Origin of the sequence: Ralstonia pickettii, assembly GCF_000607165.1 — a bacterium.
Classification (GTDB): Bacteria; Pseudomonadota; Gammaproteobacteria; order Burkholderiales; family Burkholderiaceae; genus Ralstonia; species Ralstonia holmesii.
The window spans coordinates 316,491-336,217 of sequence record NZ_JFZG01000024.1 but is presented as its reverse complement, the minus strand read 5'-3'; the positions used below and the strand labels follow the sequence as shown (position 1 = coordinate 336,217).

Annotated in this window: 16 protein-coding genes; 10 read left to right on the top strand and 6 right to left on the bottom strand. The window is 63.5% G+C overall.

Annotated features, from left to right (window positions below; translation table 11 throughout):
- The first annotated feature begins 352 nt into the window (after positions 1-352).
- The 4 genes from BG83_RS0119085 to BG83_RS0119070 all read left to right on the top strand — a co-directional run bounded on the left by BG83_RS0119085 (position 353) and on the right by BG83_RS0119070 (position 4,661).
- A complete protein-coding gene (locus BG83_RS0119085; protein ID WP_024978198.1) occupies positions 353-1,093 on the top strand; it encodes a metallophosphoesterase family protein in 741 nt (246 codons plus the stop codon).
- 11 nt (positions 1,094-1,104) lie between these two features.
- Positions 1,105-1,926 carry a hypothetical protein gene (locus BG83_RS29890; protein ID WP_024978197.1) on the top strand — a complete coding sequence of 274 codons (822 nt, stop codon included), beginning with the start codon at positions 1,105-1,107 and terminating at the stop codon, positions 1,924-1,926.
- Between the two features lie 366 nt (positions 1,927-2,292).
- Entirely contained in the window at positions 2,293-3,528 is a 1,236-nt protein-coding gene (locus BG83_RS0119075; protein WP_152543729.1) for a hypothetical protein, read from the top strand.
- Positions 3,529-3,785: 257 nt separating this feature from the next.
- Positions 3,786-4,661, top strand: coding sequence for a DUF2242 domain-containing protein (locus BG83_RS0119070; RefSeq protein ID WP_024978195.1), 876 nt, complete (start codon positions 3,786-3,788; stop codon positions 4,659-4,661).
- A gap of 77 nt (positions 4,662-4,738) precedes the next feature.
- Here the strand turns inward: BG83_RS0119070 and BG83_RS29720 are convergent, their stop codons facing one another.
- A complete protein-coding gene (locus tag BG83_RS29720; protein WP_200869056.1) occupies positions 4,739-4,897 on the bottom strand; it encodes a hypothetical protein in 159 nt (52 codons plus the stop codon).
- A 236-nt stretch (positions 4,898-5,133) separates the two neighbouring features.
- Between BG83_RS29720 and BG83_RS0119060 the strand changes: the two genes are divergently transcribed.
- Entirely contained in the window at positions 5,134-5,613 is a 480-nt protein-coding gene (locus tag BG83_RS0119060) for a VOC family protein (RefSeq protein WP_024978194.1), read from the top strand.
- An 84-nt stretch (positions 5,614-5,697) separates the two neighbouring features.
- Here BG83_RS0119060 and BG83_RS0119055 read toward each other — a convergent pair whose 3' ends face one another.
- On the bottom strand, positions 5,698-7,008 hold the full coding sequence (locus tag BG83_RS0119055) for a chloride channel protein (RefSeq protein ID WP_024978193.1): 1,311 nt from the start codon (positions 7,006-7,008) through the stop codon (positions 5,698-5,700).
- Between the two features lie 169 nt (positions 7,009-7,177).
- Here BG83_RS0119055 and BG83_RS0119050 point away from each other — a divergent pair, with 169 nt between their 5' ends.
- A complete protein-coding gene (locus tag BG83_RS0119050; protein ID WP_024978192.1) occupies positions 7,178-7,747 on the top strand; it encodes an isochorismatase family cysteine hydrolase in 570 nt (189 codons plus the stop codon).
- A gap of 23 nt (positions 7,748-7,770) precedes the next feature.
- Here the strand turns inward: BG83_RS0119050 and BG83_RS0119045 are convergent, their stop codons facing one another.
- From BG83_RS0119045 to prpR, 3 genes are all read right to left on the bottom strand, one after another.
- Positions 7,771-9,123: a GGDEF domain-containing protein gene (locus BG83_RS0119045; protein ID WP_024978191.1), complete on the bottom strand. Its 1,353-nt coding sequence runs from the start codon at positions 9,121-9,123 to the stop codon at positions 7,771-7,773.
- 237 nt (positions 9,124-9,360) lie between these two features.
- Positions 9,361-10,059, bottom strand: coding sequence for an HD-GYP domain-containing protein (locus BG83_RS0119040; protein WP_024978190.1), 699 nt, complete (start codon positions 10,057-10,059; stop codon positions 9,361-9,363).
- Between the two features lie 113 nt (positions 10,060-10,172).
- A complete protein-coding gene (gene prpR / locus BG83_RS0119035; RefSeq protein ID WP_024978189.1) occupies positions 10,173-12,119 on the bottom strand; it encodes a propionate catabolism operon regulatory protein PrpR in 1,947 nt (648 codons plus the stop codon).
- A gap of 194 nt (positions 12,120-12,313) precedes the next feature.
- Between prpR and prpB the strand changes: the two genes are divergently transcribed.
- The 4 genes from prpB (at position 12,314) to prpF (ending at position 18,492) form a co-directional block, all read left to right on the top strand.
- Positions 12,314-13,210, top strand: coding sequence for a methylisocitrate lyase (gene prpB, locus BG83_RS0119030; RefSeq protein ID WP_024978188.1), 897 nt, complete (start codon positions 12,314-12,316; stop codon positions 13,208-13,210).
- 36 nt (positions 13,211-13,246) lie between these two features.
- Positions 13,247-14,416 (top strand): bifunctional 2-methylcitrate synthase/citrate synthase, encoded by a 1,170-nt coding sequence (gene prpC / locus BG83_RS0119025; protein ID WP_024978187.1) that lies wholly within the window; start codon positions 13,247-13,249, stop codon positions 14,414-14,416.
- 282 nt (positions 14,417-14,698) lie between these two features.
- Positions 14,699-17,296: a Fe/S-dependent 2-methylisocitrate dehydratase AcnD gene (acnD, locus tag BG83_RS0119020; protein WP_024978186.1), complete on the top strand. Its 2,598-nt coding sequence runs from the start codon at positions 14,699-14,701 to the stop codon at positions 17,294-17,296.
- Positions 17,293-18,492, top strand: a complete 1,200-nt coding sequence (prpF, locus tag BG83_RS0119015; protein ID WP_024978185.1) for a 2-methylaconitate cis-trans isomerase PrpF — start codon at positions 17,293-17,295, stop codon at positions 18,490-18,492. Before acnD ends, prpF begins: the two co-directional genes overlap by 4 nt.
- 106 nt (positions 18,493-18,598) lie before the next feature.
- On the opposite strand, the gene BG83_RS0119010 is transcribed toward prpF, so the two are convergent.
- On the bottom strand, positions 18,599-19,714 hold the full coding sequence (locus BG83_RS0119010; RefSeq protein WP_024978184.1) for a collagen-like triple helix repeat-containing protein: 1,116 nt from the start codon (positions 19,712-19,714) through the stop codon (positions 18,599-18,601).
- Positions 19,715-19,727: the final 13 nt, after the last annotated feature.

The following is a 19,727-nucleotide window of genomic DNA, read 5'->3' as shown; positions in this document are numbered from 1 at the left end:
GGCCTAATGCTTTTAGATATTTAGGACTAGGCGCTTTCTCCGATAATCCGATTCAAATCAGGGCGCCGGTTTTTAATTGGGAAACAGCATAGGCGATGCATCGGGATTGCGCTGCCCCCGTTGGTGGGGTTTTTGGAGGTTTTTTTGGGTGGCGGTTGATAAAGATCGAAAGTGGGGGGCTGATTTATGTTTGGCGAAAGTCTGAATTAAGGATTGGGAATATCTGGGGTGCGGTGGCGGGCGCGCGGCGCTGCGTGGCTGCGGGTACCGGTCCTTTTTGCACTTACTCACGAAAAGACTCTCCGGTACGATTCGGCACCTATTTCCCATATCGTCATGGCTCTCCCGCTCCATGAGAATCGCCGCCCTCTCCGATATTCACGGCAATCTGGCCGCGCTAGACGCAGTGCTGGAAGACATTCAGGCCCAGGGCGTCGATCTGATCGTGAACCTGGGCGATATTGCGTCTGGCCCGCTGCAACCGCGCGAAACGGTTGACCGGTTGATGGCACTGAACCTGCCGACCATTCGCGGCAATCATGAAAGGCAGGTGCTTGCGGGCGACCCGTCACGCATGGGTGCGTCGGATCAGTATGCGTTTGAGCAGTTGCGGCCGGATCAGCTCGCGTGGTTTGCCAGCCTGCCCGTGCTTCGGTACATCGAAGACGATGTGCTGCTCGTCCACGGGTCTGCAAAGCACGACCAGACCTATTTTCTGGAATCGCTTTCTGAGAAAGGATGCCGCGCGGCCACGCACGATGAAGTGCTCTCCCGTGCCGAAGATGCCGACGCGAAGCTCGTGCTGTGCGGCCACACCCATATGCCACGCGCGATGAAGCTGGTGGACGGCCGCTTTATCGTCAACCCGGGCAGCGTCGGCCTGCAGGCTTACAGCGATGCCTATCCATTCGCCCACACGATTGAAACCGGCAGCCCGCATGCGCGCTATGCCATCGTCACTGAACAGGCAGGTGAATGGAGTGCGGAGTTCCGTGCGGTTGAATACGCGTGGGATGATGCAGCGGCAATTGCGGAGCAGCGCGGCAGGCCAGATTGGGCAGTTGCGTTGCGCACTGGCAGGGCAAAAGACTAAAGAAACTCGATATGCGCCTCTACCAAAAACTCCTACTCGTATTCAGTGCTCTCGCCCTGCTTGCTGGCTGCAACCAGCAAACCATGCTCGAAAAGTTCGCCCCAAAAGAGGAATCCGCCATCGCTCAGCGCGCGCTTTCTGAGCTGATCGCCAAAGACTTCGGCTCGCTCGATAGTCAACTCGATCCCAGCCTTCAAACGCCAGACACGCGAGACACACTAGAAAAGATGGCCAATGCGTTTCCATCGGCCCAGCCCAAGAGCATCAGCCTCGTGGGCACACAGACCAACATGCGCAACGGCGTCACGACCTACAACCTGACCTACGAATACGAGTACCCCAACGCGTGGGTGCTCACGAACGTCATGCTGCAAAGGAAGGATGCGCAGCTCCGGATTATCGGCATGCATGCCTATCCCGAAAAGCAGTCACTGCGTGAGACCAATGCCTTCAAGTTTGCAGGTAAGGGGTTCCTGCACTATTTCGTGCTCGGGCTGGTGATTGGCATCGCGTTGTTCCAGCTCTACGTACTGGTGCTCTGCTTCCGCACACCGATTGCCAAGCGTAAGTGGCTTTGGCTGCTGTTCGTTGCGCTCGGCATTACGAGGTTCTTCTTCAACTGGACGACCGGCGACCTCAGCTTCCAACTCTTTAACCTCGCCATCCCAGGCGTCGGCGCCTTTGCGGCTGGTCCGTATGCGCCGCTGATCTTGACCTTCAGCATTCCGGTTGGGGCGATTGTGTTCTTGCTGCGGCGGCGGGCGTTGGTTGCAGCGGGCCATGCGAGTTCAACAGATGGCGATCAAACGCCGGTCGCTCCCTCTGCGCAATAGCTGGGAACCGCCAACTGGATCAGCTTTTCCTTCATCGAAATCTTCACGTCGTATGAGACGTACGCAGCGCCGTACGAGAAATACGAGAAGAAAAGAACCTCTACAGGACGCTGTATTCTCCAGCACCAGTTGTGGCTCTCTACGACACTGCCGCTATTCAATTCACGCACTCACCGAATGTTCAAACACACCGTCGCCGGAATTTTTGCTCTGAGCTGTTATCTGCCCTGCGTCGCAGCCCCTTCTACAGGATGGGCGCCGGTACCTGTCAAACCCAGTCTCGAGTACCTCATAGACTCCGTGCACCGGATCGGGACGCACGTTTATCTCATGCATAGAGGGACATCCGCCTTGGTCCAAGGCGCGATGAAATATCAGACTCCAATCGAGTTCGACTGCGACGGCCACGCTCTCCGTTTTGCATGGACGGACGGAACGCTGGATGGCAAGCCCCTTCCTCGGGCGTATGGGATACCCGGTCGTGCATCCGGCCGCTACACCGCTACAGGGTTCGTGCCGACGCAAAACATGCCTGGTGCAGAATCCATATTGAACTGGGCGTGCCAACTGCCCGTTAAACCAGAACGCTTGGTGAACCTTCGTCGCGTAGACAAAGGGACGCTGATTCAAATGGACGCCAGCAGCTTCTCTAAGACGGGCACCACGGCATCGTTCTGGACAAGGTACGACTATCCAAAGATCACCTTTGACCCACCGTACAACGCTCCATACGATTCGAAGCGTGAATTTGTTCGGGTGAATTGCGCCGCAAAAACGTATGGCATCACAGTTGGCTACGACTTCACTCCAGAAGGAGCCATCACTGACGGAATCGTCGAGCAGAGCGACCTGGCAACACCTTTCGACTCCACTGATGACTACGCCATTGCCATCAGCGAGGTGGCATGCGGCAAACCGATCGATCAGGCCACCTACGCGGGGATCGGTGGAGAAACGCTCCGTATGAAGGCGCCCCTACAGCGGGATCTTGATATGGGCGATGTCACGACTCCGCCCGCCGTCCTAGCGACAGCGGAGAAGCTGGCGTCGGTTATGCCTAAGCCGCAAACTGTGTCGCTTGCAAGAATCACTGTTGCGGCCAAGCGCAACGGACAACCTCAGGAGAGCAGCGTCTATGAGGTTGAACCAAAGAAAGACGGCACAACACGAGTACGCGAGATCTACAGCTCAGATTTCACCGTCGATCGGGAAATGATGGGTATCGTTCAGCTGAAGTCAAAAATGCGCTCCGCTTTCGCAAACAGCCGAGATGTCACCGTCACAGAGTCGCTGGAAGTGGATGCGCCGAAATGGGCTCCGGGGGCGCGGCTGTCATACCACGCAGACATGCGCACAATCCCCACTCAGGAAATTCCGAGCCGGGTCGGGCACCGTTGCACAATCGGCCAACCCATTGAGGCAAGCCGAATCCACTCGGCATTCAGTGGGCGGGCATGGCCAATGGATTGTCTGAACGACAAAGGCGATCGGAACGTCGACTACTACATCGAAGAGCTTCGCTATCTCGTTGCCATTCACGCCGAATCCAAGGACTACGGCACGTGGGATTACACCGTCAGCGACGTGTCAATACAACGCTAGCCAGCAAGACCGCCGCCGACTGTCACTGCACCGGAACCGGGAGGGGTTGTTCCCACGCCCGTCCCGGTGCCTTGGCCAGTTTGCAACAGCGAATGACCGAGCACATGGCTGGGGTGTGTCCCGTCACCCGACAAACTTATAATGTCGCCCGGCCACCCGCCTACGCCGCCACCGCCCGCCGCGCACAAAACTTGCGCCGCACACGCAGTGGTGCCGCCGCCGCACCATCACCCGGCCGAGCCCTTTTGCCCAACGCCATGCCCTACCGCTTCCGTCCGTTGTCCGTTTTGTGCGCTGCTGCCAGCATCGCCGCCGCTCTGGCCGCGTGCAGCTCTGCGCCCACGCCGCTCTATCAGCAGGAGCAGTTTGATGCGGCGGCAAGCCCCTATGCGCGCACCTTCCACGCCAAGTCTGACGCGACGTGCGAGGCGGCACGCCGGGCGCTGCTGAGCCAGGGGTATGTGTCGAGCTCACCGCGCCCCGACACGATCGACGGCAGCAAGAACTTCCAGCCGAGCAACGATTCGCACGTGGTGATCTCGTTCCACGTGGTGTGTGCAGAGGCCAATACCGAGGGCACGTCGAGCACGGCCTATGTGAACGCGGTGCAAGACCGCTACACGCTCAAGAAGACGAGCACGTCGGCAAGCGTGGGCTTGAGCATCCTGGGCTCGGTGTCGCTGCCCATCGGCTCGGGTGACGACTCGATGGTGAAGGTGGCAAGCGAGACGATTCCAGCCGGGGTGTTCTACGAGCGCTACTTCAACCTGGTCGACCACTTCCTGAAGATCGACCCCGCCCGCCATGACCGCAAGATCGCCAAGGCGGCGGAGAAGGAACACGTGGCCCCGCTGCCCGAGCCCGCTCCCACGCCGCAGGGCGAGCCGATGAAGATGACCACGCCGGTGGTGCCCACGCCGGCCGCGCCGCCTGTGCCGGTGGCGGCGCCGGCTTCGGCTCCGGCTGCTGCGCCCGCTTCCGCGCCTGCAGCGGCGCCTGTGGTTGCGCCGGCTTCGAAGGCGCCGGCTGAAGCTGCACCGGCATCGGCCCCTGCAGCCACGACGCCGGCGCCGACGCCGAACACCGCGCCCGCGTCTGAACCGGCTGGTTCGACAACGGGCGGCGCGAGCTGAGCGCGATGCACGCGTCAATTGCCGCTACATAAAAAGAAAGCCGCCTTTGAGGCGGCTTTCTTTTTTGGGGCGCTGTATTAGAGCGCTTCTGGCTTCTGCGGGCTTTCTGGATCGGCACTCACGTCCACCGGCTCAGGCGCTCGTGCCTTGGCCTCGCGGGGGGTCACCTTGCCTTCACGTTCTGCGGCAAGCGCGTCCATTCCCTCTTTCAGTTCAGCAAACGGGTTTCGTTTCATGGCTACGAACTATACGTTTATTGCGTAGGGTTCCAGTTCGAGATCAAGGTGATCGCAAAGCTGCCCGAGCCGGCATGACGCATGCGTCAAACCTACGAGAAACAGTACCCGCCTCTGCCGTAGGAATGTGCGAGAGTGCAAGCCACGGCAACGGCATCCACGTCACATGACGGGCACGCGCACTCTGTGGAATGCCTCGACCGCACATGCCGATGCCCGCTCTTCAGGAGACACGCATGGTCAGCAAGAACACGATCTGTTTGTGGTACGACCGCGACGCGCTGGATGCGGCCAACTTCTACGCCAAGACCTTCCCAGACAGCAAAGTCACCGCTGTGCACCGCGCGCCCGGCAACTACCCCGCCGGCCAGGAAGGCGATGTGCTGACGGTGGAGTTCACCGTGGCGGGCATTCCGTGCCTGGGGCTGAACGGCGGCCCGCACGTCAAGCACAGCGATGCGTTCTCGTTCCAGATTGCGACAGACGACCAGGCCGAAACCGATCGGCTGTGGAACGCCATCGTCAGCAACGGTGGGCAGGAAAGCGCGTGCGGTTGGTGCAAAGACAAGTGGGGGCTGTCGTGGCAGATCACGCCGCGCGCGCTCACTGCGGCATTTACCGACCCTGACCGCGCAGCGGCCAAGCGCGCCTTCGACGCGATGATGACGATGGGCAAGATCGACATTGCCAAGATCGAGGCGGCGCGGCGCGGTTGAGCCTAGCTGGCCAGTGAGGGGATCGGCGCGCCGGTCAGCGTGCCGATGCAAAGCCAGTGCGTTTATGCCGTTAGACGAGCGCGCTCACTGCGCGACTGGGCGCGGCACCGACGCACGAAACCGATGCGCAAGCGTGTGATAGAACGACGGCGTGAGCGCCTTGGATACCTGGCTGGACAACAACGCCACGGCCATGAGCGGCAAGACCATCTCGTGGCCGTCGATCATCTCCATCACGATCACAAACGATGTGATGGGCGACTGCGTGACCGCCGCCAGATAGCCGACCATGCAGAGCGCGGCAAGGCTGGGCAGCGGTATCGCCGATGTCACCAGCGACATGACGTTGCCCAGCCCCGCGCCAATTGCCAGCGACGGCGCAAAAATGCCACCCGGAATGCCCGACAAGTACGACGCGATCAGCGCGCAGAACTTGAGCACCGCATAGAACGGCGAGAGGGCCTGATGGGTTTCCAGCAGGCCCCGCGCTTCTGCGTAACCGCTGCCGAACGTGGTGCCGCCTGACACCAAGCCAATCAGTGCGATGGCGATACCGCACATGAAGGCAAACCACACCGGCTGCCCTTGTTTGATGTCAACCAGCCGCGCGGGCATCCAGCGGGGTATGTTGAGCAGCAGCCAGCAGAACGCACCGCCTGCCACGCCCGAGATGGCGCTCGCGGCAATCACCACAGGCACCAGCGCCAGATGAAACTGCCCAATGGCCTGGATGCGCCCGAAGTACAGGTAATTGCCTTGCAGGCCCAGGGCGACCACGCCGGAAAAAATGATGGCGGTGATGAGCGTGCCGCTGTTGCGGGCCACGAAACTGCGCGTCAGTTCTTCAATGGCAAACACGACGCCCGCCAGCGGCGTGTTGAACGCAGCCGCAAGCCCGGCCGCTGCGCCCGCCAGGGCGAGTTGCCGGTCGATGTGCTTGCTGCTTCGACGATAGCCCCGCCGCATGGCGTACATGAGCGATGCCCCGATCTGCACCGTGGGCCCCTCGCGGCCAATCGTAAAGCCACAGAGGATGCCCAGGAACGAGACCACGATCTTGCCGAACATGATGCGCAGGGAGAGCAGCGCACTGGATAGCCGCCCGTCCTCCAGCGTCGCAATCACCTGCGGAATGCCACTGCCCTCGGCACCTCGAAAGAACTGGCGTGTCAGCCAGATGGCCAGTGCCGCACCAACCGGTGTAATGACGATCGGCAGCCAGAACGCGTGCGACACCATGCCTCGAAAAAGCTCGAAGCCTAAATCGATGAGCTTGGCGTAGGCGACGGATACCAGACCCACGAGAACGGCACCGAGCCAGAAGATGCCGTAGTTTGCCCAGAGTCTCCTGGCCCGACGCACTGATTGATCTGCGATGTGGAGAGGAGAAAACATGGGGCTGGGGTGTCGGGTCCGGGAAGCGGAGATTATAGGACCCGACGTGAGTTGGCCTCTTTGTGCGGCTTCGTCTTGCGGCCTCATCTTGCGACCGTGATCGCACGCGGCAGGCGGCGATGCCGCGTGATAGAGTCGTCCGCCATCGCCTCCCGGTTCGTGTAGCCCTATGTCGACATTCGCGCTTGTTCCCGAGCAAACGGCGTTGTTGGTCATGCACTATCAGACCGACATCATGGCGTTGTTTCCGGCCGTCGCCCCCACGCTGCTCTCCAACACCCGCAAGCTGTGCGACGCCGCGCGAGCCAAGGGCGTCAGCGTCTATTTCGCGAAGTTCCACTTCAGCCCCGGCTATCCGGAAGTCAGCCCGTTGAACAAGAACGGACAAGGCGTCAAGAAACTGGGGCTGTTCGTTGAAGACCGCATCTCGCCGGAACTCGGCCGGCAGCCTGATGAGTCGATCGTCATCGCGCACCGCGCCAGCGTGTTCTACGGCACCGATCTGCAGGTGCGGTTATCCGCCAAGGGCATTGATACCTTGATCATGGTGGGCGTTGCGTCGACGGGCGTGATGCTGTCGTCCATTGCCCACGCGAGCGATGCGGACTACCGCCTGTTCACCGTGAAGGACTGCTGCTACGACCCGGACCCGATCGTGCACGACCATCTTTTTGCGACGGCGTTTGAATCGCGCACGACGGTGCTGTCGCTGGCAGATGCGTTGTCGCTGCTGGAGTAATCACAGCAGGGGCTCGGCGTGCCTCAGGCGCTGACCACCTTGTTCTTGCCGGCGCGCTTGGCCTGATACATGCCGCGGTCGGCGCGATGGATGGCCGCCATGGGCGGTTCGTCCTTGCCGACTTCCGCCACGCCGGCAGAGAAGGTGATGAACAGCCGCGTGTCGCCCGCCGCAAAGAAGCGCTGTGTGAGCGCCCGCTGCAGGCGGACGATGGTCTGCACGCCCTCCTCCAACGGCGTGTCCGGCATCAGGATCACGAATTCCTCGCCGCCAAAGCGGGCGAGCGTGTCTTGCGGGCGCATCGATTCGCGGGCCACCTGGGCCAGGTGCGACAGCGCATCGTCGCCAAAGCCGTGGCCGTGCGTGTCGTTGATCGACTTGAAGTCGTCGATGTCCAGAAACGCAATGGAGAGCGTGGTGTTCTGGCGCGCGGCCCGGGCAACCTCGCGCTCCAGCGCCTCTTCCAGACCCTTGCGATTGAGCGCACCGGTCAGCAGGTCGTGGCGGGCTGAAGCCGATGCCATGTCGAGTGCCTTGCGCAGTTGCGCCACTTCGGCAGCAGCCTCTTCGGCTTTGACCTTCATCGCCGACAGCACGTCGCGATTGCGGGCCGACTCCACCGACATCCAGCGGGTGGCCGACAGCGCGTCCTGAATGGCCGGCGCGATCTCTGCGATGCTGTTGGCCGATTCGATCTTCTTGGCGCAGGCTTCCATCTGGCGGTGATGCTCGCCCGAGGTTTCGGCGGCAACGGACAGGCGCTCCATGAAGGCAGCCAGCAGCCGCTTCATCTCTTCCTGGGCTTCAATCGACTTCGACTTCAGCGAACTTTGCTTCTGGATCACCTCCATGAGGCGACGCCGCAGGTCATCCAGCCGGCGCAGGCTCACGGGGGCCTCGCTGGCTTTCATCAGGGCTTCGATCTGGCCGCGCAGCCAGTGGTCGTCCAATGACAGCTCGCCGATGTTCTCGAACACCAGTTGCAGCAGGCCCAGCAGCGCCCGGCGAATCTCGCCCTGGTCTTCGGCCGCGAGCGACAGCCTGTGGTTGAACGTCGAGAGCTTGGTGTTCAGGTTGGCAAGGCTTTCGAATTCGGAGCGGCAGGCCCGGATCAGCGCCCACGCGGCGGGGCCGATGCTGGCATCGTCTTCACCGAGCACCGGAAGGCAGCATTCCACCGTGCGCGCGAGTTGTTCGCACAACTCCCGTACCAGTGCCATCCGATCGGCGTCCTGGGCGTCTCCGTTTGCGTTTGGCTTGCTGCCGGCGATTTCGTAATAAATCGAGGCAAAGTTGTCTGGCGTGGGCGCCAACCTGCGTGAGGCCAGCAGCTTGAGGGCGTGCCGGGCGGTCTCCGAGGGATTGTTTTCTGTCATTCCGAACTACAGGTTGGCAAGCAGGATTGGAGCGCGATTCTCCACGGTTCCGGCCCGACCGAAAAGCCGTCCAAAGGGTTGTGTGGGCTTTGCGCTGCACGGCTAAGGCTCGCCAAATTGGGTGTCGCGGCAAGCATCTACGCGAAGAGCGTGACCCCAATTGGCAGGATCGCCGCGCATGGCGTTTCGCCGAGCGGGCGTGCGCCGCCAGCAATGACGCGCTGCACCGGGCGCCGATTATCCAAGCGTCTGGATATACCTCAGGAATGAAGGGGATTCGCCTCGCGCTCCGTAGAACCGGATGACACCCGACACGTCGCCGTACTGCTGCACCAGGCCTTCTGCAGCAGCACGGACGCGTCGAACCTCGGACACCTTCTTCAGGAAACACTCGACCAGGGTCGGGTCGAAATACCCGCCGCTCTGCTCGGCCAGCACATCCAGCGCGTGGGCTTCGGCCATCCCCTGGCGGTAGACGCGCGGCTCCAGCATGGCGTCAAAGGCATCAGCAATGGCGACGATGCGCGCAGCAAGCGGGACATCTTCCCCCGCCAGGCCACCGGGATAGCCGCTGCCGTCAAAATGCTCGTGATGATGGCGGGCAACGCTCGCTGCCAATTGCAGGATCGGATCGGGCGTTCCGGCAAGCAGGTCGGCACCGATGTCCGAGTGCCGTTGCATGACCTCTTGCTCCACGTCGGTCAGGGAGGCGGGCTTGAGCAGGACGTCATCCGGAATGCCCAGCTTGCCGATGTCGTGCACGGGCGCCACAAGATAGATGCGTCTTTGCTCGGCGTCGTCCAGCTCCAAAACGTTTGCCAGGTACGCCGCAACAGCGGCCGTCCGGACAAGATGGCCCAGAGCCGACGGATAGCGCGACCCGCCAGCAAGCGTCAGGCTGGCGAGGATGATGTGGGGGCGGCTTTGCTGTGCCATGGTGTTGACCTTCTTGGTAGCGCGCCTGCCAGCACGCAGGGAGGCTCGATGGAGGATTGCACGATAGTCAGCGCGCCAGTCGACCGCAACCACCTACGCGGGTCATTTTTGATCTACCCCGCCTGCAACCGCCGCCACAACGTCGTCTTGCTGATGCCCAATGCCGCACATACGGCGTCGCGATCGCCGTCGTGGGCTGCCAGTGCTGCGCGTATCTCTTCGGCTTCCACTCCACGGCTGCGCTCGCGCAGCGTCAATACCGCCGCTTTGCCGGGCGTGGCGCGGGCAAACACTTCCGGTGCAATCAGCCGCAGCACATCTTGCGTGACGGCGCTGGCGTCTTCGGTGTAAGCCAGCTCCACGGCAATCCGTTCGACCACGCTCTGCAATTCGCGCACGTTGCCGGCCCAGGCGTAGCGCCGCAGCGGCTCGGCAACGCCGGCCAGCACGCGGGCAGCCTCCTCGGTATCGGCAATGCGCAGCAGCAGGCGCGGTTCGCGGCGCGCGGCTTGCACGAGCAGTTCAGCGGCCAGGGGCATCACGTCGTCGGGCCGTTCGCGCAGCGGGGGCAGCGCAATGCTGAGGATGTTGAGTCGGTAGTAAAGGTCCGCGCGGAAGGTGCCGGCTTCCACCGCGTCCGTCAGCGCGCGGTGCGTGGCGGCCATCACGCGGATATCGACGCGCGTGGGCTCGGTGGAGCCCAGCCGCACCACCTCGCGCTCCTGCAGCACGCGCAGCAGGCGGCTTTGCAGCGGCAGCGGCATCTCGCCGATTTCATCAAGAAACAGCGTGCCGCGGTGCGCGGCTTCAATCAGCCCGGTCTTGCCGCCCTTGCGTGCGCCAGTGAAAGCGCCCTCTTCGTAGCCGAACAGCTCGCTCTCCAGCAGCGCCTCGGGAAATGCGCCGCAGTTGATGGCGACAAATGGAAAATCGCGCCGCGCGCTGAGCTGATGCATGCCCTGCGCGACCATCTCCTTGCCCGTGCCGGATTCGCCCAGCACGAGCACGGTGGCATCGGATTTGGCATAGCGACGCACCAGCGTGCGCACGCGCTCCATCGGCAGCGATTCGCCCACCAGGTCTTCGAGCCGGTAGCGCGCGCTGAACTGCTGCGGGCGCTGGCGTGAGCGCAGCGTGCGGTCCAGCCGCTCCACCGCGCGGGATTCCTGGAAGGTGAAGACCGTGCCTTCTGTCGCGCCGGCGCCGGTGCTCGTCAGCGGGCCACGGTGGATGACGTAGTTCACGCCCCGCACGGTGCCCAGCGTGTCGCCGTCGGCATCGGGCAGCAAGCCCAGCAGGCTGGGCGCGATGCTGAGCAGCGGTTGCCCGATTGCCTGTTTTGCCTCGATGCCCAGTGCAGTGGCCAGCCGCTGGTTGATGGCCTCCACGCGGCCCTGCGCATCCAGCGCGACCACACCGTCACGCAGATGCTGCAGCAGGTTGTCCAGCCGCTGGCGGCGCAGCGTTTCGCGGCGCGTGGCCTGTACGACTTCCAGCGCGGTATCGAATGCCGCACGCACGGAGTCACGCGAATACAGGAACACGGCATTCATGCCCGCCTGCGTTGCCAGATCCGTCACCAAACCGGGGCCGACCACCACGCCCACGCCACGGTCGCGCAGGTCCAGTACGCAGCTCTCCGCGCCCTGGCGCGAGGTGTACGAGGCAAACACCACATCCATGCCATAGGCGGCGACAAAGCGGCGCACCTCTTCGGGCGTGTCGCCGTGGGTGACGAGCGCCACCGATTCCGCATCACGCCGGGCGCGGGCCAGCGCGTGCATCACGTCAAAACCCGTCGGGTTGATGACGACCACGGGCAGCGACAGACGCGGCTTCAGATACGCGCCGTTGGACCCGCCCGCCACCACCACGTCGGGCCGCTCTGTGCCGGCGGCCTCGATCTCGCGCACGATGTCTTCAAAGCCGCGCGTGATGACGCGCAGCTCGGCGCGGTCGTTGTACTCGGCGGCAATGTCGAGAAAGAGATCGCTCAGGCGGCTGATACCGCAGGCCCAGATGCGGGGGCGGTCGGTCAGCTCGGGTGCAGTGGGGCTCATGGTGCGGTGCGGCCAGAAAAAACAGCGGTCTCGACATTATGCGCCGAGCGTTTCCACATTGAAATTGAAAATTTCATTTCTGAAATAATGTGCGCGCGAGCGGTAAAGTCACATCCATACAAATCAAGGGGTTACGTCGGCTCGCACAGGTGGCCCGCTTCCTGCTCTTTTATGCCGTTCTTTCTGGAGCCTTCATGAGCACAACCCAACGACACCCGACCAGCGCCGGCGCCAAATTCCGTGCCGCCGTGGCTGAATCCCAACCGCTGCAAGTGGTGGGCGCCATCACCGCCTACGCTGCCAAGATGGCCGAGCAGACCGGCTTCAAGGCCGTGTACCTGTCGGGCGGCGGCGTGGCTGCCAACTCGCTGGGCATTCCGGATCTGGGCATCAGCACGATGGAAGACGTGCTAATCGACGCGCGCCGCATTACCGATGCCGTGCAGATTCCGTTGATGGTCGACATCGACACGGGCTGGGGCGGCGCCTTCAACATTGCGCGCACCATTCGCTCGTTCATCAAGGCCGGTGTGGCCGCTGTGCACCTGGAAGACCAGGTTGGCCAGAAGCGCTGCGGCCATCGCCCGGGCAAAGAAGTCGTTTCCATCGACGAGATGGTCGACCGCGTGAAGGCCGCCGTGGATGCCCGCACCGATGACGATTTCGTCATCATGGCCCGCACCGATGCGGCCGCCTCCGAAGGCATCGACGCAGCCATCGAGCGCGCTGTTGCCTACGTGGAAGCGGGCGCCGACATGATCTTTCCTGAGGCGATGAAGACGCTGGACGACTACCGCCGCTTCAAGGCCGCCGTGAAGGTGCCCATCCTGGCCAACCTGACCGAGTTCGGCAGTACACCGCTCTTTACCACCGACGAACTGCGCAGCGCCAACGTGGATATCGCGCTGTACTGCTGCGGCGCCTATCGTGCGATGAACGCTGCGGCGCTCAACTTCTATCAAACCGTGATGCGTGACGGCACCCAGAAGGCGGCCGTGGAAACCATGCAATCGCGCGCCGATCTGTATCAATATCTGGGCTACCACGCGTACGAAGACAAGCTCGACACGCTGTTTGCCGCACAGAAATAACGCCTACGAATTCAACGCATCCAAGGAGACCACACCATGAGCGAAGCCGATAACAGCACGCCGAACGCCGGCGCTTTCAAGCCGAAGAAGTCCGTGGCCCTGTCGGGCATCACCGCCGGCAACACCGCGCTGTGTACCGTTGGCCGCACTGGCAATGACCTGCACTACCGCGGCTACGACATCCTCGACCTGGCCGGCGCGTGCGAGTTTGAAGAAGTCGCCCACCTGCTGGTGCACGGCAAGCTGCCCAACAAGGCTGAGCTGGCTGCCTACAAGACCAAGCTGAAGGCGCTGCGCGGCCTGCCCGCCAACGTGAAGGCTGCTCTGGAATGGGTGCCCGCTTCTGCCCACCCGATGGACGTGATGCGCACGGGTGTGTCGGTGCTGGGCACCGTGCTCCCAGAGAAGGACGACCACGCCACCCCCGGCGCGCGCGACATCGCCGACCGCCTGATGGCATCGCTCGGCTCGATGCTGCTGTACTGGTACCACTACAGCCACAACGGCAAGCGCATCGAGGTCGAAACGGATGACGACTCCATCGGCGGCCACTTCCTGCACCTGCTGCACGGCGTGGAGCCGCCGAAGTCGTGGGTCGACGCCATGCACGTCTCGCTCAACCTGTATGCCGAGCACGAGTTCAACGCATCGACGTTCACCGGCCGCGTGATTGCCGGCACGGGCTCGGACATCTACTCGGCCATCACCGGAGCGATTGGCGCATTGCGCGGCCCGAAGCACGGCGGCGCCAATGAAGTCGCTTTCGAGATCCAGAAGCGCTACGACACCCCGGACGAGGCCGAAGCCGACATCCGCCGCCGCGTGGAAGCCAAGGAAGTCGTGATCGGCTTCGGCCACCCGGTGTACACCGTGTCCGACCCGCGCAACAAGGTCATCAAGGAAGTGGCGCGCAAGCTGTCGAAGGAAGCCAGCAACACCAAGATGTTCGACATTGCCGAGCGCCTGGAAACCGTGATGTGGGACATCAAGAAGATGTTCCCGAACCTGGACTGGTTCAGCGCCGTGTCGTACCACATGATGGGCGTGCCGACCGCGATGTTCACCCCGCTGTTCGTGATCGCGCGGACGTCCGGCTGGGCCGCGCACATCATCGAGCAGCGCATCGACAACAAGATCATCCGCCCGAGCGCCAACTACACCGGCCCCGACGACCTGAAGTTCGTACCGATCGGCAAGCGCCCGTAAGAAGTAGGAAAACAAAAAGAAGGAACGTCACCCCAAGCCCACAGACGGTTTGGACGTTGACGTTCCGGCCCTAGATGGCGCCTTGAATTTTTGTTGCAGAGAGGAAAAAGGAAGGGGAACTGTCTGAGCGAAGCGAGTTTTCCCCTTCCCCTCTCTGCGACATAAATTCAAGGAGTCTTTCGCCATCTCGGGCGCGCCTTTCTTTTGCTTACTTTTCTTTGGCAAGACAAAGAAAAGTGAGTCAGCCCCGGCAGGGGATGAAACAAGGGATGGACCCACACCATGAATACAGAACACCGAAAGCCTCTTCCCGGCACGTCACTCGACTACTTCGACGCGAGAGAAGCCGTCGAAGCCATCCAAGCCGGCGCCTACGACAAGCTCCCGTACACCTCCCGAGTCCTCGCCGAGAACCTGGTCCGCCGCTGCGACCCAGCCACCCTCACCGATTCGCTCAAGCAACTGATCGAGCGTAAGCGCGATCTGGATTTCCCCTGGTTCCCGGCGCGCGTGGTGTGCCACGACATCCTGGGCCAAACCGCGCTGGTGGATCTGGCCGGCCTGCGCGACGCGATTGCCGACCAGGGCGGCGACCCCGCCAAGGTCAACCCGGTGGTGCCGGTGCAGTTGATCGTCGACCACTCGCTGGCGGTGGAATGCGGCGGCTTCGACCCCGACGCCTTCGCCAAGAACCGCGCCATTGAAGACCGCCGCAACGAAGACCGCTTCCACTTCATCGACTGGACGAAGCTTGCGTTCAAGAACGTCGACGTGATCCCAGCGGGCAACGGCATCATGCACCAGATCAATCTGGAGAAGATGTCGCCCGTCATCCAGGCGCACGACGGCGTGGCCTACCCCGACACCTGCGTCGGCACCGACAGCCACACGCCGCACGTGGACGCGCTGGGCGTGATCGCCGTCGGCGTGGGCGGCCTGGAAGCCGAGAATGTGATGCTCGGGCGTGCCTCGTGGATGCGCCTGCCGGACATCGTTGGCGTGGAGCTGACGGGCCAGCGCCAGCCCGGTATCACCGCCACCGACATCGTGCTGGCGTTGACCGAATTCCTGCGCAAGCAGAAGGTGGTGGGCGCATACCTCGAGTTCTACGGCGAAGGCGCATCCAAGCTGACGCTGGGCGACCGCGCCACCATTTCGAACATGGCCCCCGAGTACGGCGCCACCGCCGCCATGTTCTCGATCGACGACAACACGCTCGACTACCTGCGCCTGACCGGCCGCACCGACGAGCAGGTCAAGCTGGTCGAGACGTATGCCAAGACGGCCGGCCTGTGGTCCGACACGCTCAAGCATGCGGAATACGAACGCGTGCTGCGCTTTGACCTGTCGAGCGTGGTGCGCAACATGGCCGGCCCGTCCAACCCGCACGCACGCGTGGCAACGACCGACCTGGCCGCCAAGGGCATCGCCGGCAAGTGGGAAGAAACGCCGGGCCAGATGCCGGATGGCGCCGTCATCATCGCGGCCATCACGAGCTGCACCAACACCAGCAACCCGCGCAACGTGATTGCCGCGGCGCTGCTGGCGCGCAATGCCAACCGCCTGGGCCTGACCCGCAAGCCGTGGGTGAAGAGCTCGCTGGCGCCGGGCTCCAAGGCCGTTGAGCTGTATCTGGAAGAAGCCGGCCTGAAGCACGAACTCGAAAAGCTCGGCTTCGGCATCGTCGCGTTTGCGTGCACCACGTGCAACGGCATGAGCGGCGCACTGGACCCGAAGATCCAGCAAGAGATCATCGACCGCGACCTGTACGCCACGGCCGTGCTGTCGGGCAACCGCAACTTCGACGGCCGCATCCATCCGTATGCCAAGCAGGCGTTCCTCGCATCCCCGCCGCTGGTGGTGGCCTATGCGATTGCCGGCACGGTGCGCTTCGATATCGAGCGCGACAGCTTCGGCACCGATGCCAACGGCAAGCCGATCCTGCTCAAAGACCTGTGGCCGACCGACGAAGAGATCGACGCCATCGTGCGTGCATCGGTCAAGCCGGAGCAGTTCCGCAAGGTGTACATCCCGATGTTCGAGCAGCGCAGCGAGTCCGTTGCCAACGTGAGCCCGCTGTACGCGTGGCGCCCGCAGAGCACGTATATTCGCCGCCCGCCGTACTGGGAAGGCGCGCTGGCTGGCGAGCGCACGCTCAAGGGCCTGCGCCCGCTGGCCGTGCTGGGCGACAACATCACGACCGATCACCTCTCGCCGTCCAACGCCATCCTGGCGAGCAGCGCCGCTGGTGAATACCTGGCCAAGATGGGCCTGCCGGAAGAGGACTTCAACTCGTACGCCACGCACCGCGGCGATCACCTGACCGCGCAACGCGCGACGTTTGCCAACCCCACGCTCATCAACGAGATGGCCGTGGTCGATGGCACCGTGAAGAAGGGATCGCTCACGCGCATCGAGCCCGAGGGCAAGGTCACGCGCATGTGGGAAGCCATCGAGACCTACATGGAGCGCAAGCAGCCGCTGATCGTGATTGCCGGCGCCGACTACGGCCAGGGCAGCTCGCGCGACTGGGCGGCCAAGGGCGTGCGCCTGGCCGGCGTGGAAGTCATCGTGGCCGAAGGCTTCGAGCGCATCCACCGCACGAACCTGATCGGCATGGGCGTGCTGCCGCTGGAGTTCAAGCCGGGCACCACGCGCCTCACGCTGGGCATTGACGGCACCGAATCCTTTGACGTGGTCGGCGAACGCAAGCCGCGCGCAGACCTGACGCTCGTCATCCACCGCAAGAACGGCGAACGCGTGGAAGTGCCCGTTACGTGCCGCCTGGACAGCGATGAAGAAGTCTCGATTTACGAAGCCGGCGGCGTGCTGCAGCGCTTTGCGCAGGACTTCCTGGAATCGAACAAGGAGGCGGCATGACGCATCCGGCTCAGATCAAAATCCCCGCCACCTACATCCGTGGCGGCACCAGCAAGGGCGTGTTTTTCCGTCTGCAAGACCTGCCCGAGGCCGCGCAGCAACCCGGCGCCGCGCGTGACGCCTTGCTGATGCGCGTGATCGGCAGCCCCGACCCGTACGGCAAGCAGATCGACGGCATGGGCGGCGCCACATCGAGCACCAGCAAGACGGTGATTCTCAGCAAAAGCACGCGCCCGGACCACGACGTGGATTACCTGTTCGGCCAGGTCTCCATCGACAAGCCGTTTGTGGATTGGTCGGGCAACTGCGGCAACCTCTCCGCAGCAGTCGGGCCCTTCGCCATCAGCAACGGGTTGGTCGATGCGAGCCGTGTGCCGCAGAACGGCACCGCCATCGTGCGCATCTGGCAGGCCAACATCGGCAAGACCATCATTGCGCATGTGCCCATCACCAACGGCGCGGTGCAGGAGACGGGCGACTTTGAACTCGACGGCGTGACGTTTCCGGCGGCCGAAGTGCAGCTCGAATTCCTCGACCCGGCGGCGGAAGAAGATGGCGACGGCGGCGGCGCGATGTTCCCCACCGGCAACCTCGTCGACGACCTGGACGTGCCCGGCGTGGGCACGCTCAAGGCGACGATGATCAACGCGGGCATCCCGACGATCTTCATCAACGCAGAGGCCATCGGCTACACCGGCACCGAGCTGCAGGACGCCATCAACGGCGATGCGAAGGCGCTGGCAATGTTCGAGACCATTCGCGCGCATGGCGCGGTGCGCATGGGCCTGATCAAGAGCATCGACGAAGCTGCCACGCGGCAACACACGCCCAAGGTGGCGTTCGTTGCGCCGCCAAAAGACTACGTGGCGTCGAGCGGCAAGAAAGTCGGCGCGGGCGATGTCGATCTGCTCGTGCGCGCGCTGTCGATGGGCAAGCTGCACCACGCGATGATGGGCACGGCGGCAGTGGCCATTGGCACGGCGGCGGCAATTCCGGGCACGCTCGTCAACCTCGCGGCTGGCGGCGGAGAACGTGGCGCGGTGCCTAATGCCGTGCGATTTGGGCATCCGTCGGGCACGCTGCGTGTGGGCGCGGAGGCCAAGCTGGTGGACGGCGAATGGGCCGTCACCAAGGCCATCATGAGCCGCAGCGCACGTGTGCTGATGGAAGGCTGGGTGCGCGTGCCAGGCGCTTGAGCCAGAGGGAGTAGGAAAGAAAAAGCCGTTCAACATCTTGCAGAACGGCTTGGAGAATGGGCCAGCCTTGCTGGCCCATTTGCATTGCAGGAAGGCAGTCAGTGCATCAGTGCGTCAGGGCGCCGCCTATGGTGGTAAGTGCGCCGCCCACCGTGCCTGTCACCGGTGCCAGCGGCGTGGTGGCGCCCGTGGACGTGACGGAGGTGCCCACACTGGTGACCAGCGAGCCGATCGGCGCCGTGCCGCCAGCGGTCGGCGTACCGCCCAACGCGCCGGTCACCGCACCCAGCGGGCTGCTGCCTCCTCCTACGCCGCCCAAGGCATTCGTGATCGGCGCCAACGGGCTACCCGATGCACTACCGCCAGACAGCGGGCCGCCCAGTGCTGCCACCGTGTTGCCCGTGGCCGTGACCACGCCGCCCAGGCCCGAGACGCCCGGGGCATTCGTGGCGGTCAGCGACGTACCGACGTTGGCCACACCATCGCCCACCGTCTCCAACAGGTTCTTGGCAGGCGCGCCCAGGCCGGTGCTGTTGCCCAGCGTCTGCGTGGCAGTGGTGACTTGCGAAGTCAGCGGCACCACAGCGGAACTGACCTGCTGCGTGACCTGCTCCACCGGCCCCGTCGACAAGGCCGTGCCAAGCGTGCCGCCCGCGCCCGCCACTGCCTGCCCAACCTGCGAAACCGCGCCACCCACCGGTGACGTGACCGGCGACAGCGGCTGCAACGGCCCGGTGCCGAGACTGCTCACGAGGCCACCCGTTGCATCGACGGTGTTCCCGACCTGCGTCACCACGTTGCCGGTGCTCGACACCGTGGTGCCGACCGGGTTCGAGCTGGTGCCGATGCTACCCAGGCCCGATTGCACGCCCGTGCCGAGCGCCGACACCGTATTGCCCACGTTGTCGACCACGTTGCCCAGCGCCGACGCACCCGGCAGATTGCTGCCGCCCACCGTCGACCCCAGGCTGCTGATAGCGTCCCCCGTGGCCGTCACCACCCCGCCGCTTTTGTAGGCGATGTCGCCGGTGGGCGTGGTGGACGCAGTCGTTGTCGTGCCCCCCGAGCCGTTGGAACCGGAGCCGCCGCCGTTGCTGGCAGAGCTGCCATCGCTGCCGGTGGTACCGCTCATGTCACCCGAGCCGGAGCTGGCGCAGCCGCCCAGCACAAGCAGACCCACCAAGGCCGCCGAAACCAGTGTCCCTCGTTGCAATGTCTTCATGTCTGCCTCCCGT